General features: G+C 51.5%; 12 protein-coding genes. 11 read left to right on the plus strand and 1 reads right to left on the minus strand.

Translation table 11 applies throughout. The features are described from left to right. Nucleotides 1-41 precede the first annotated feature (41 nt). From rsmG to ABLV12_RS11590, 10 genes are all read left to right on the plus strand, one after another. Nucleotides 42-665: a 16S rRNA (guanine(527)-N(7))-methyltransferase RsmG gene (rsmG, locus tag ABLV12_RS11545; protein WP_004116746.1), complete on the plus strand. Its 624-nt coding sequence runs from the start codon at nucleotides 42-44 to the stop codon at nucleotides 663-665. A gap of 616 nt (nucleotides 666-1281) precedes the next feature. Continuing rightward, entirely contained in the window at nucleotides 1282-1662 is a 381-nt protein-coding gene (gene atpI / locus ABLV12_RS11550; protein ID WP_004107297.1) for a F0F1 ATP synthase subunit I, read from the plus strand. A gap of 8 nt (nucleotides 1663-1670) precedes the next feature. Further along, nucleotides 1671-2486, plus strand: coding sequence for a F0F1 ATP synthase subunit A (atpB, locus tag ABLV12_RS11555; RefSeq protein ID WP_004107295.1), 816 nt, complete (start codon nucleotides 1671-1673; stop codon nucleotides 2484-2486). A 48-nt stretch (nucleotides 2487-2534) separates the two neighbouring features. Continuing rightward, entirely contained in the window at nucleotides 2535-2774 is a 240-nt protein-coding gene (gene atpE / locus ABLV12_RS11560; protein WP_000429386.1) for a F0F1 ATP synthase subunit C, read from the plus strand. A gap of 56 nt (nucleotides 2775-2830) precedes the next feature. Beyond that, on the plus strand, nucleotides 2831-3301 hold the full coding sequence (atpF, locus tag ABLV12_RS11565; RefSeq protein WP_004107293.1) for a F0F1 ATP synthase subunit B: 471 nt from the start codon (nucleotides 2831-2833) through the stop codon (nucleotides 3299-3301). Between the two features lie 14 nt (nucleotides 3302-3315). Beyond that, a complete protein-coding gene (gene atpH / locus ABLV12_RS11570; RefSeq protein ID WP_348867049.1) occupies nucleotides 3316-3849 on the plus strand; it encodes a F0F1 ATP synthase subunit delta in 534 nt (177 codons plus the stop codon). 12 nt (nucleotides 3850-3861) lie between these two features. After that, nucleotides 3862-5403, plus strand: a complete 1542-nt coding sequence (gene atpA, locus ABLV12_RS11575; RefSeq protein ID WP_004107281.1) for a F0F1 ATP synthase subunit alpha — start codon at nucleotides 3862-3864, stop codon at nucleotides 5401-5403. A 50-nt stretch (nucleotides 5404-5453) separates the two neighbouring features. Continuing rightward, nucleotides 5454-6317: a F0F1 ATP synthase subunit gamma gene (gene atpG / locus ABLV12_RS11580; RefSeq protein WP_004107278.1), complete on the plus strand. Its 864-nt coding sequence runs from the start codon at nucleotides 5454-5456 to the stop codon at nucleotides 6315-6317. A 26-nt stretch (nucleotides 6318-6343) separates the two neighbouring features. Beyond that, nucleotides 6344-7726 carry a F0F1 ATP synthase subunit beta gene (gene atpD, locus ABLV12_RS11585; RefSeq protein ID WP_004107276.1) on the plus strand — a complete coding sequence of 461 codons (1383 nt, stop codon included), beginning with the start codon at nucleotides 6344-6346 and terminating at the stop codon, nucleotides 7724-7726. Nucleotides 7727-7746: 20 nt separating this feature from the next. Continuing rightward, entirely contained in the window at nucleotides 7747-8166 is a 420-nt protein-coding gene (locus ABLV12_RS11590) for a F0F1 ATP synthase subunit epsilon (protein WP_004107274.1), read from the plus strand. 415 nt (nucleotides 8167-8581) lie between these two features. On the opposite strand, the gene ABLV12_RS11595 is transcribed toward ABLV12_RS11590, so the two are convergent. Next, the gene (locus tag ABLV12_RS11595; protein ID WP_004107271.1) at nucleotides 8582-10753 is read right to left on the minus strand and encodes a right-handed parallel beta-helix repeat-containing protein; all 2172 of its coding nucleotides are present in this window, start codon (nucleotides 10751-10753) and stop codon (nucleotides 8582-8584) included. A gap of 345 nt (nucleotides 10754-11098) precedes the next feature. Here ABLV12_RS11595 and glmU point away from each other — a divergent pair, with 345 nt between their 5' ends. Further along, nucleotides 11099-12469 (plus strand): bifunctional UDP-N-acetylglucosamine diphosphorylase/glucosamine-1-phosphate N-acetyltransferase GlmU, encoded by a 1371-nt coding sequence (gene glmU / locus ABLV12_RS11600; protein ID WP_032729177.1) that lies wholly within the window; start codon nucleotides 11099-11101, stop codon nucleotides 12467-12469. Nucleotides 12470-12576: the final 107 nt, after the last annotated feature.

The following is a 12576-nucleotide window of genomic DNA, read 5'->3' on the forward strand; positions in this document are numbered from 1 at the left end:
GCGTCGCCTCCGGGCTCATTGTTTTTAAACAGGTACCGAACGTGATCAACAAACTTTCTCGTCTGCTTGATGAAGCGGGTATTTCACTTACCGATCACCAGAAAAATCAGCTGGTCGCCTATGTAGGCATGCTGGATAAGTGGAATAAGGCCTATAACCTGACCTCGGTTCGCGATCCGGATGAGATGCTGGTACGCCACATTCTCGATAGCATTGTTGTTGCGCCATACCTTAAAGGAACGCGTTTTATCGATGTGGGTACCGGACCGGGTCTGCCGGGGATCCCGCTGGCTATCGTACGCCCTGAATCTCATTTCACCCTGCTGGATAGCCTCGGTAAACGAGTACGTTTCCTGCGACAGGTCCAGCATGAGTTAAAACTGGATAACATCACGCCGGTACAAAGCCGCGTGGAAACGTTTCCGGCTGAACCGCCGTTTGATGGCGTGATCAGCCGCGCTTTTGCGTCGCTGAATGATATGGTGAGCTGGTGCCATCATTTACCGGCGCAGGACGGTCACTTCTATGCGCTCAAAGGGTTAGCGCAAGAAGATGAAATGGCCAATCTTCCGGAAGGGTTTGCCATTAGTGATGTTTTCGAACTGCATGTTCCTCAGCTGGATGGTGAGCGTCACCTTGTGGTGATCCAGCCAAAAATGATTTAATTTTTATCAAAAAATGTGAAAAAAAGCCGGGTTGTGCATGTTACAAAAATAAAAGTCACGGCAGGGTAGTATCGGACAAGATTTAACCTTGTCTTTACCATGGTTTTTCTTTCGGTTAACTTTGCGCTGTTGCTTTACCAGGAGAATAGTCAACATTGAAAATATCAGTACGCTAAAAATCTCGCTGCTTGCACTTCATACTGATGTTAAATTTTTATTATGAATGTCAATAAAAGGTTTTTATTGTATATGGGATTGTTTTAGAAAGAACACCCACTTTTTATGTTGAATATCAATTGGATAAAAAATTGAGTTTTATGTACAGAATTAATTCGATTTCACGAAAAATGTTTATTATGTGATCTGATGCACGCTTTAATAGCCGTGTTTTCGCGGTATTTGCAGTTTTGCATGACGGCTCACAGATTGGTGAAATGCATGAAAAGTTGTCAGTCGGAAAATAATTAAACATTTATTCACTATTTTGCTACTTATTGTTTGAAATCACGGGGCGTCACCGTATAATTTGTCCGCTTTTTGATGCTTGACTCTTCGTCTTAAAGGACGTTTTATACGACACGCGACATACCTCGAAGGGAGCAGGAGTAAATACGTGATGTCAGTGTCGCTCTTGAGTCGAAACGTTGCTCGTAAGCTTCTGTTTATTCAGTTACTGGCGGTAATAGCAAGTGGACTGCTGTTCAGCCTCAAAGACCCTTTCTGGGGCATCTCCGCCGTTAGCGGAGGTTTGGCGGTTCTTTTGCCAAATATGATTTTTATGATTTTTGCCTGGCGTCATCAGGCGCATACACCTGCTAAAGGCCGAGTGGCCTGGACCTTCGCTCTCGGCGAAGCTTTCAAGGTGTTGTTGACCTTCGCCCTTCTGGCGGTGGCGCTGGCGGTTTTCAAAGTGGTGTTTTTGCCGCTGATAGTGACGTGGGTTTTGGTGCTGGTGGTACAAGTTCTGGCGCCAGCTGTAATTAACAACAAAGGGTAAAAGGCATCATGGCTTCAGAAAATATGACGCCGCAGGAATACATAGGACACCATCTGAATAACCTTCAGCTGGACCTGCGTACTTTCTCGCTGGTGGATCCGCATAACCCCCCGGCCACCTTCTGGACGCTCAACATTGACTCCATGTTCTTCTCGGTGGTGCTTGGTCTGTTGTTCCTGCTTATGTTCCGTAGCGTAGCCAAAAAGGCGACCAGCGGCGTACCGGGAAAATTCCAGACCTTTATCGAGATGATCATCGGCTTCGTCCATGGCAGCGTTAAAGACATGTACCACGGCAAGAGCAAGGTTATCGCTCCGCTGGCCCTCACCGTGTTCGTTTGGGTATTCCTGATGAACCTGATGGACCTGCTGCCTATCGACCTGTTGCCATACATCGGTGAACACATTTTCGGCCTGCCAGCACTGCGCGTGGTTCCGTCTGCGGACGTCAACATCACCCTGTCGATGGCGCTTGGCGTGTTTATCCTGATTCTTTTCTACAGCATCAAAATGAAAGGCGTGGGCGGGTTCGTTAAAGAACTGACCCTGCAGCCGTTCAATCACTGGGCGTTCATTCCTGTCAACTTAATCCTTGAAGGGGTAAGCCTGCTGTCTAAACCTGTATCTCTGGGTCTGCGACTGTTCGGCAACATGTATGCCGGTGAGCTGATTTTCATTCTGATTGCTGGTCTGTTGCCGTGGTGGTCACAGTGGGTTCTGAATGTGCCGTGGGCCATTTTCCACATCCTGATTATTACGCTGCAAGCCTTCATCTTCATGGTTCTGACGATCGTCTATCTGTCGATGGCATCTGAAGAGCATTGATTTTTTACCAACATACTACGTTTTAACTGAAACAAACTGGAGACTGTCATGGAAAACCTGAATATGGATCTGCTGTACATGGCTGCCGCTGTGATGATGGGTCTGGCGGCAATCGGTGCTGCGATCGGTATCGGCATCCTCGGGGGTAAATTCCTGGAAGGCGCAGCGCGTCAACCGGATCTGATTCCTCTGCTGCGTACTCAGTTCTTTATCGTTATGGGTCTGGTGGATGCTATCCCGATGATCGCTGTAGGTCTGGGTCTGTACGTGATGTTCGCCGTCGCGTAGTAAGTTGTTCGAAAGAAACCTAAGCCACAGAGTTATTTTTTAAGAGGTATTGTGCTGTGAACATGAACGCAACAATCCTCGGCCAGGCCATCGCGTTTGTTATCTTCGTATGGTTCTGCATGAAGTATGTATGGCCGCCGTTAATGGCTGCCATCGAAAAGCGCCAGAAAGAAATTTCTGACGGTTTAGCTTCTGCAGAACGCGCTAAGAAAGATTTGGACCTTGCACAGGCCAACGCGACCGACCAGCTGAAAAAAGCGAAAGCGGAAGCCCAGGTAATCATCGAGCAGGCGAACAAGCGTCGCTCTCAGATTCTGGACGAAGCCAAAGCTGAAGCAGAACAGGAACGCACTAAAATCGTCGCACAGGCGCAGGCTGAAATCGATGCCGAACGTAAACGTGCTCGCGAGGAGCTGCGTAAGCAGGTCGCTATCCTGGCTGTTGCTGGCGCCGAGAAGATCATCGAACGTTCCGTGGATGAAGCTGCTAACAGCGACATCGTGGATAAACTTGTCGCTGAACTGTAAGGAGGGAGGGGCTGATGTCTGAATTTGTAACGGTAGCTCGCCCCTACGCCAAAGCAGCTTTTGACTTTGCCGTCGAACACCAAAGCGTAGAGCGCTGGCAGGATATGCTGGCGTTTGCCGCTGAAGTGACTAAAAACGAACAAATGGCAGAGCTACTCTCTGGCGCGCTGGCGCCGGAATCGCTCTCTGATGCGTTTATCGCGGTTTGTGGTGAGCAACTGGACGAAAACGGTCAAAACCTGATTCGGGTAATGGCTGGAAATGGTCGTCTGAATGCGCTCCCTGATGTTCTTGAGCAGTTCATTCACCTGCGCGCTGCCAGTGAGGCAACCGCAGAGGTAGAAGTTATTTCTGCCGCTCAGATGAGCGAAGAACAGCTTGCGAAAATCACCAGCGCGATGGAAAAACGTCTGTCACGCAAAGTTAAGCTGAATTGCAAAATCGATAAGTCTGTAATGGCAGGCGTTATCATCCGTGCGGGTGATATGGTCATTGATGGCAGCGTACGCGGCCGTCTTGAACGCCTTGCAGACGTCTTGCAGTCTTAAGGGGACTGGAGCATGCAACTGAATTCCACCGAAATCAGCGAACTGATCAAGCAGCGCATTGCTCAGTTCAATGTTGTGAGCGAGGCTCATAACGAAGGTACTATCGTTTCTGTAAGTGACGGTGTTATCCGCATTCACGGCCTGGCCGATTGTATGCAGGGTGAGATGATCGCTCTGCCGGGTAACCGTTACGCTATCGCACTGAACCTGGAGCGCGACTCCGTTGGTGCGGTTGTGATGGGTCCGTATGCTGACCTCGCCGAAGGCATGAAGGTTAAATGTACTGGCCGTATCCTTGAAGTTCCGGTTGGCCGCGGCCTGCTGGGACGTGTGGTTAACACCCTGGGTGCACCGATTGATGGTAAAGGCCCGCTGGAGCACGACGGCTTCTCTGCCGTTGAAGCTATCGCTCCGGGCGTAATCGAACGTCAGTCCGTCGATCAGCCGGTGCAGACCGGTTATAAATCCGTTGATGCCATGATCCCAATCGGTCGTGGTCAGCGTGAACTGATCATCGGCGACCGTCAGACCGGTAAAACCGCTCTGGCAATCGACGCCATCATCAACCAGCGTGATTCCGGCATCAAGTGCGTCTACGTGGCAATCGGCCAGAAAGCGTCCACCATTTCTAACGTGGTGCGTAAACTGGAAGAACACGGCGCGCTGTCTAACACCATCGTTGTGGTTGCAACCGCATCTGAATCCGCCGCGCTGCAATACCTGGCTCCGTATGCCGGTTGCGCAATGGGTGAATACTTCCGCGACCGCGGTGAAGATGCGCTGATCATTTATGATGACCTGTCTAAACAGGCCGTTGCTTACCGTCAGATTTCCCTGCTGCTCCGCCGTCCACCTGGACGTGAAGCATTCCCGGGCGACGTATTCTACCTCCACTCTCGTCTGCTGGAGCGTGCTGCACGTGTTAACGTCGAATACGTTGAAGCTTTCACCAAAGGTGAAGTGAAAGGTAAAACCGGTTCTCTGACCGCTCTGCCGATTATCGAAACCCAGGCGGGTGACGTTTCTGCGTTCGTTCCGACCAACGTAATTTCTATTACCGATGGTCAGATCTTCCTGGAAACCAACCTGTTCAACTCCGGTATTCGTCCTGCGGTTAACCCGGGTATCTCCGTATCCCGTGTTGGTGGTGCAGCTCAGACCAAGATCATGAAGAAACTGTCCGGTGGTATTCGTACCGCGCTGGCACAGTATCGCGAACTGGCGGCGTTCTCGCAGTTTGCTTCTGACCTTGACGATGCAACCCGTAAGCAGCTGGACCACGGTCAGAAAGTAACTGAACTGCTGAAACAGAAACAGTATGCGCCGATGTCCGTTGCGCAGCAGTCTCTGGTTCTGTTCGCGGCAGAACGTGGTTATCTGGCGGATGTAGAGCTGGCGAAAATCGGTAGCTTTGAAGCCGCTCTGCTGGCTTACGTCGACCGTGATCACGCTCCGTTGATGCAAGAGATCAACCAGTCCGGTGGCTATAACGACGAAATCGAAGGCAAGCTGAAAGGCATCCTCGATTCCTTCAAAGCAACCCAATCCTGGTAAAGTCTGGCGGCTTGCTTTAGGGCAGGCCGCAAGGCATTGAGGAGAAGCTCATGGCCGGCGCAAAAGAGATACGTAGTAAGATCGCAAGCGTCCAGAACACGCAAAAGATCACTAAAGCGATGGAAATGGTCGCCGCTTCCAAAATGCGTAAATCGCAGGAGCGCATGGCAGCCAGCCGTCCTTATGCAGATACAATGCGCAAAGTGATCGGTCACCTTGCGAACGGTAATCTGGAATATAAGCACCCTTACCTGGAAGAACGCGACGTTAAACGCGTGGGCTACCTGGTGGTGTCTACCGACCGTGGTCTGTGTGGTGGCTTGAACATTAACCTGTTCAAAAAGCTGCTGGCGGAAATGAAAGCATGGTCCGATAAAGGCGTTCAGTGCGAACTCGCAATGATCGGCTCGAAGGGCGTGTCTTTCTTTAATTCCGTTAGCGGTAATGTTGTCGCCCAGGTGACGGGTATGGGGGATAACCCATCCCTGTCCGAACTGATCGGTCCGGTAAAAGTGATGTTGCAGGCCTACGATGAAGGCCGTCTGGACAAGCTGTATATTGTCAGCAACAAATTTATTAACACCATGTCTCAGGTTCCAACCATTACTCAGCTGCTGCCGTTACCGGCTTCAGAAGATGGTGAGTTGAAGCGTAAATCCTGGGATTACCTGTATGAACCCGATCCGAAAGCGCTGCTGGATACCCTGCTGCGTCGTTATGTGGAATCTCAGGTTTATCAGGGCGTGGTAGAAAACCTGGCCAGCGAGCAGGCCGCACGTATGGTGGCGATGAAAGCCGCGACCGACAATGGCGGCAGCCTGATTAAAGAGCTGCAGTTGGTATACAACAAAGCTCGTCAGGCCAGCATTACTCAGGAACTCACCGAGATCGTCGGTGGAGCATCCGCGGTATAACCAGGTTAATTCGTAGAGGATTCAAGATGGCTACTGGAAAAATTGTCCAGGTAATCGGCGCCGTGGTCGACGTCGAATTCCCTCAGGATGCCGTACCGCGCGTGTACGAGGCTCTTGAGGTACAAAATGGTAGTGAGAATCTGGTGCTGGAAGTTCAGCAGCAGCTCGGCGGCGGTATTGTTCGTACCATCGCCATGGGTTCTTCCGACGGTCTGCGTCGCGGTCTGGAAGTCAAAGACCTCGAGCATCCGATCGAAGTCCCGGTAGGTAAAGCAACGCTGGGTCGTATCATGAACGTACTGGGCCAACCGGTAGACATGAAAGGCGACATCGGCGAAGAAGAGCGTTGGGCGATTCACCGCGCAGCGCCTTCCTACGAAGAGTTGTCAAACTCTCAGGAACTGCTGGAAACCGGCATCAAAGTTATCGACCTGATGTGTCCGTTTGCGAAGGGCGGTAAAGTTGGTCTGTTCGGTGGTGCGGGTGTAGGTAAAACCGTAAACATGATGGAGCTGATCCGTAACATCGCGATCGAGCACTCCGGTTACTCCGTGTTTGCGGGCGTAGGTGAACGTACTCGTGAGGGTAACGACTTCTACCACGAAATGACCGACTCCAACGTTATCGATAAAGTATCCCTGGTGTATGGCCAGATGAACGAGCCGCCGGGAAACCGTCTGCGCGTTGCGCTGACCGGCCTGACCATGGCTGAGAAGTTCCGTGACGAAGGTCGTGACGTTCTGCTGTTCGTCGATAACATCTATCGTTACACCCTGGCCGGTACTGAAGTATCCGCACTGCTGGGTCGTATGCCTTCAGCGGTAGGTTACCAGCCGACTCTGGCGGAAGAGATGGGCGTTCTGCAGGAACGTATCACTTCCACCAAAACGGGTTCTATCACTTCCGTACAGGCGGTATACGTACCTGCGGATGACTTGACTGACCCGTCTCCAGCCACCACCTTTGCGCACCTTGACGCAACCGTGGTACTGAGCCGTCAGATCGCTTCTCTGGGTATTTACCCGGCAGTTGACCCGCTGGACTCCACCAGCCGTCAGCTGGATCCGCTGGTTGTTGGTCAGGAGCACTACGACACCGCTCGTGGCGTTCAGTCCATCCTGCAGCGTTATCAGGAACTGAAAGACATTATCGCCATCCTGGGTATGGATGAACTGTCTGAAGAAGATAAACTGGTGGTAGCTCGCGCACGTAAGATTCAGCGCTTCCTGTCCCAGCCGTTCTTCGTGGCAGAAGTATTTACCGGTTCTCCGGGCAAATACGTCTCCCTGAAAGACACCATCCGTGGCTTTAAAGGCATCATGGAAGGCGAATACGATCACCTGCCGGAGCAGGCGTTCTACATGGTCGGTTCTATCGACGAAGCCGTGGAAAAAGCCAAAAAACTTTAACGCCTTAATCGGAGGGTGATATGGCAATGACTTACCACCTGGACGTCGTCAGCGCAGAGAAACAAATGTTCTCTGGTCTGGTCGAGAAAATCCAGGTAACGGGTAGCGAAGGTGAACTGGGTATTTACCCGGGGCACGCGCCGCTGCTCACCGCCATTAAGCCTGGTATGATTCGCATCGTTAAGCAGCACGGTCACGAAGAATTTATCTACCTGTCAGGCGGCATTCTTGAAGTGCAGCCGGGTAGCACGACCGTTCTGGCTGATACGGCAATTCGTGGCCAGGATCTCGACGAAGCGCGAGCCCTGGAAGCGAAACGTAAGGCTGAAGAGCACATTAAGAGCTCTCATGGTGACGTGGATTATGCTCAGGCGTCCGCGGAACTGGCCAAAGCGATCGCTAAACTGCGCGTTATCGAGTTGACCAAAAAAGCGATGTAACACCGGCTTGAAAGTTAAAAAGCCAGTCTGGTTTCCAGGCTGGCTTTTTTTATGGCTTCGTTTCAGAAATAACAAAACTAAAAAGATGGTTTAAAAAATTTGTGATGAATGTCTCGTTTTTGTTGATCGTTTGGAGAATGCAGCGTAGACTTTGTTTTGTGACGTGAGTCACAAAAAATGCATCATAAAACGTAATCACTATCCAGGAAGAGATCATGAAACTGCTTAATAAAATCGTCGCTTTCTTCAGTGCTATGAACGTAACCTTCGGTACGTTCAACCACTAAGAAGTCAACTTTCCAGGCTGTTTTTGCGCTGTACCGCTAACTAAAACGACAACACATGCGGTGTGAAACAGACAGAAAGTGAAAAGGTCGCCCCAGGGCGACCTTTATGTTTTTCACGTATAGCGGGGTTAATTACGGCTGAGGAAGTTACCGGTATTGAAGCTGCCGTCAGCCTCACGTATTAGCGGGTCAGGCAGCGCCAGAGTCTGGTAATCGGCGCTGTTAATGCTTTTTCCTTGAGCGTTGATGCTTTTACCACCGTGGATAAAGTAGTTGCTATCGTCGATATTCCCGACAACGGCATCGTCATATTTCCCCGGCTGGCTACGTAAGGAAAGGTTCTCGCTGAACGTGCCCTGGGTTTCCGGCGCGCCGTATGGACTTGGGCGGAACAGGTAGTTAAAGCGCTGGTTATCCACCGCGACGTTGTTGACCACCACCAGCTTGCCGGGATTGAAGTTGTCGGTGAAACCGTCGAGATGGTTCCCGATGGCGATGCTGTTACGTACCTCATGAGCAACCGGCTGCCCTTCCCCGCCGAGCTTAAAACCGTTGCTGGTATTATTGCGGGCAATAGAGTTCTCTATCACCACAACGCCGTTTGCACCGTCCTCAATCTTATTAAACAGATCGAAACCGTCGTCGATGTTATCGTGCGAGTAACAGCCTTCCAGCCGGTTCCCCTCTCCTACGCGCATTTTTACAGCGAAGCCATCGGCGTTTATTTTTCCTGGATCTTCGTTGCTAAAGGATTCTGAATTCACCACCCGGTTATAGCTGGCCCACAGCGGGCGTCCTACATCCGCCGGTGAGGAAATTTGAATGCCGGTATCATCGTTACGATAAGCGGTGACGTTCTCAATCAGGTTATGGCTACCCTGTATGCGCAGGCTCTTATCCGTAATATCTACTCCAACGATATGCCAGTAGCTGGCATCCAGCAGTAGCCCGTGTATTACCGCTTTACCGGCGGCTTTCAGGGTCTTGGTTTTGTCTTTCAGGCCGCTGGCGCTCAGAGGGATGACGGTTTGCGGGTAGTCTCCGGCGGCTAATATAATTTCCCCGCCAGCGGGTACGAGCTCGACGGCGGAGGCTAAATCCAACGGCGACTCTGCCGTGCCTTTGGCCTGCGCTTGCCCCTCAGGTGCAGCATAGAGCGTATTGCCTGTGATATTGGCACTCTGTTCCACCGTCAGCGTCTGGGTCAGCGTTTTTGCGCTGGTGGTCGGCGTAAAGGTAACTTCGAACGTGCTTTTATCTTTCAGAACGGCAGGCTGGGTAAACATCTCACCGGCTTTCACGGCTTTATCCTGCCCGATCACCACTTCATCCTGGCGAACGGTGATGCGCCCGTCACTATTGGTACGCGCCTGTAGGATGTACTTTTTGTCCTGGCTTTTTGTTCCCGAGGCAATTTGCATGACCGGCGGCCAGCTTTTAGCGATGTACGGCGCAGAGGGAACAGTATTTGCCGCTGACGTGGTGAGCGAGGCGTTGCTGACGGTGATTTTAGCGTTACGAGAAGCAAAAAAACCGACGTAGTAATGTTCTTTATCCTGTTGAGCAATCAGATCGGCGTGAGGAACCTGCTGGCTTACCCATTTTTCACTGCCCGTCGCTGCCCAGGAAGTAATAAACCCGTCGTTGGTGCGTTCCAGCCTGAGCTGGAACGTCGGCGTTTGCTGTATATCGATTTTTTCTTTATAACTCTGACGCTTTATTGATGCCCCCGCATTGCCCCACGGCTGGGTTATCCCTTCCCGGCTGATAGCCTGCAGCTTAATATGCGAGTGATCTTTTTTATCCTGCGTCATAATGGCGTTCATCACCATATTGGACGCCGCCGGGAACTCTTCATAACCGACCTTCAGCGGCTGTTGACGCGGAACTCCTATTACATCGCGCACCAGCAGTCCTGCCCCTTCCTGTGCTGCCGGGCGAGCGCCATTTTCCGGGCCAAACTGATTGACGGTCACCGTTGCCTGCAGGATAAAATTCTGACTGGTCGGAAGTTGGGTATAAAAGAAGGTCAGTCCGTCGTGGGAGTTGGCAATTTTACCTCCCCGGCTTTCAATAGTAATGGGTTGGCTGAGATCGGCGACGTCCTGCGGCGTCAGTTTTTTACCGGCGATAGTGACATCATTGACGCCAATCTTTTCAGGCAGAACATTCGAGGAAAAATTGCTGTCCGTGGATTGCCCGAAGGCGATAGCGCGCCACTGAGGGCCTTCGTTGGCCTGCAGCGGTAGCGCGATCATCGTACTGCAAAGGGTTAATGCCAAAGGTATTTTGTTATTCATTCTTTTCTCCTGGGTAATTATTAATCGGCATTATCAGGAAAATGAAATGGCGTTTCTATTTATTACGTCACAATTAATGAATATTAAAACTGTGTTTTATTTTATGGGTTTTCTTTATTTACCCGCCAAAAAAACAGCAAAAGCAGAGGGATAGCCTGGCCACCCCCTCATAAAAATGATTTTTTTGCGCGAAACGGGTTTGCGCTGACTAAAAATAGCCCCCTAAAATGATGTATTGCGTGAAGCCTGCGCGTTTTATCTCCGTCTCGTTTCATGATGAAAAATATGTAGATATTTCAACGTGAAAGGCTTTTACTTTTCGTTCTCACAGCAGTCAGGATGCGTATGTCAAACAGTCCGATGAGCGTGGTGATTCTTGCCGCAGGCAAGGGTACCCGCATGTATTCCGATCTTCCCAAGGTGCTGCATTCGCTGGCCGGCAAGCCAATGGTTCAGCATGTCATTGATACGGCTAAAGAATTAGGTGCTTCCGCTGTCCATCTGGTCTACGGGCACGGCGGCGATCTCCTTCGCCAGACGCTGCACGAAGATAAGCTAAATTGGATCTTACAGGCTGAACAGCTGGGTACCGGCCACGCCATGCAGCAGGCGGCGCCGTTCTTCAAAGATGATGAAGATATCCTCATGCTGTACGGCGATGTACCGTTGATTTCCGTCGAAACATTAAAGCGCCTGCGAGAAGCGAAACCGCAGGGCGGCATCGGTTTGCTGACGGTGAAGCTGGACGATCCGACCGGCTATGGTCGCATTACGCGCCATAACGGCGCGGTAACCGGCATTGTTGAGCATAAAGACGCCAGCGAAGAGCAGCGTCGGATTCAGGAAATTAATACCGGAATTCTGGTCGCCAACGGGGCGGATCTCAAACGCTGGCTGGCTAAGCTGACCAATAATAACGTGCAGGGCGAATATTACATTACCGATATTATCGCCATGGCCTATGCCGAAGGTCGCGAAATCGCGGCAGTCCATCCTCAGCGCCTAAGCGAAGTGGAAGGCGTGAATAACCGGCTGCAGCTATCCCGCCTGGAACGCGTCTGGCAGTCTGAAAAGGCGGAGGCACTTCTGCTCGCAGGCGTAATGCTTCGCGATCCGGCGCGTTTTGACCTGCGCGGCGTGCTGAAACACGGGCGCGATGTCGAAATAGATACTAACGTTATTCTCGAGGGGCATGTTGTACTGGGCAATCGGGTGAAGATCGGCTCCGGCTGCGTGATCAAGAACAGTACCATTGGCGATGACTGCGAGATCAGTCCTTATACCGTAGTGGAAGATGCTCATCTTGAGGCCGCCTGTACTATCGGGCCGTTCGCACGGCTGCGCCCTGGCGCGGAGCTCCTGGAAGGCGCGCACGTCGGCAACTTTGTCGAAATTAAAAAGGCGCGTCTGGGGAGAGGCACGAAAGCCGGGCATCTTTCCTACCTCGGAGACGCTGAGATTGGCGATAACGTCAATATCGGCGCCGGCACCATCACCTGTAACTATGATGGCGCAAATAAACATAAAACGGTGATCGGCGATGACGTGTTTGTTGGTTCGGACAGCCAGCTGGTCGCTCCCGTGACCATCGGCAAGGGAGTCACCATTGCTGCAGGAACGACGGTAACGCGCAACGTTGCCGACGATGAGTTAGTTTTAAGCCGCGTGCCGCAGGTTCATAAACAGGGCTGGCAGCGCCCGGTGAAGAAGAAGTAACGCTTTTCTCTTTCGCCCTTTTGGGGGAAAGAGCGGGGTGAGGGGATAAAATAATCCTCCCCCCACGGCAGTGCCCATAAAAATAACCCCACTCTCTACAAGGCTCG

Origin of the sequence: Klebsiella sp. CN_Kp100 (assembly GCF_040065315.1) — a bacterium.
Lineage (GTDB): Bacteria > Pseudomonadota > Gammaproteobacteria > Enterobacterales > Enterobacteriaceae > Klebsiella > Klebsiella oxytoca.

Bases quoted from the DNA above. Each gene is read 5' to 3' on its own strand.
- atpI (WP_004107297.1), top strand. From the start codon at position 1,282: ATGTCAGTGTCGCTCTTGAGTCGAAACGTTGCTCGTAAGCTTCTGTTT.
- atpB (WP_004107295.1), top strand. From the start codon at position 1,671: ATGGCTTCAGAAAATATGACGCCGCAGGAATACATAGGACACCATCTG.
- atpE (WP_000429386.1), top strand. From the start codon at position 2,535: ATGGAAAACCTGAATATGGATCTGCTGTACATGGCTGCCGCTGTGATG.
- atpH (WP_348867049.1), top strand. From the start codon at position 3,316: ATGTCTGAATTTGTAACGGTAGCTCGCCCCTACGCCAAAGCAGCTTTT.
- atpA (WP_004107281.1), top strand. From the start codon at position 3,862: ATGCAACTGAATTCCACCGAAATCAGCGAACTGATCAAGCAGCGCATT.
- atpG (WP_004107278.1), top strand. From the start codon at position 5,454: ATGGCCGGCGCAAAAGAGATACGTAGTAAGATCGCAAGCGTCCAGAAC.
- atpD (WP_004107276.1), top strand. From the start codon at position 6,344: ATGGCTACTGGAAAAATTGTCCAGGTAATCGGCGCCGTGGTCGACGTC.
- ABLV12_RS11590 (WP_004107274.1), top strand. From the start codon at position 7,747: ATGGCAATGACTTACCACCTGGACGTCGTCAGCGCAGAGAAACAAATG.
- ABLV12_RS11595 (WP_004107271.1), bottom strand. From the start codon at position 10,753: ATGAATAACAAAATACCTTTGGCATTAACCCTTTGCAGTACGATGATC.
- glmU (WP_032729177.1), top strand. From the start codon at position 11,099: ATGTCAAACAGTCCGATGAGCGTGGTGATTCTTGCCGCAGGCAAGGGT.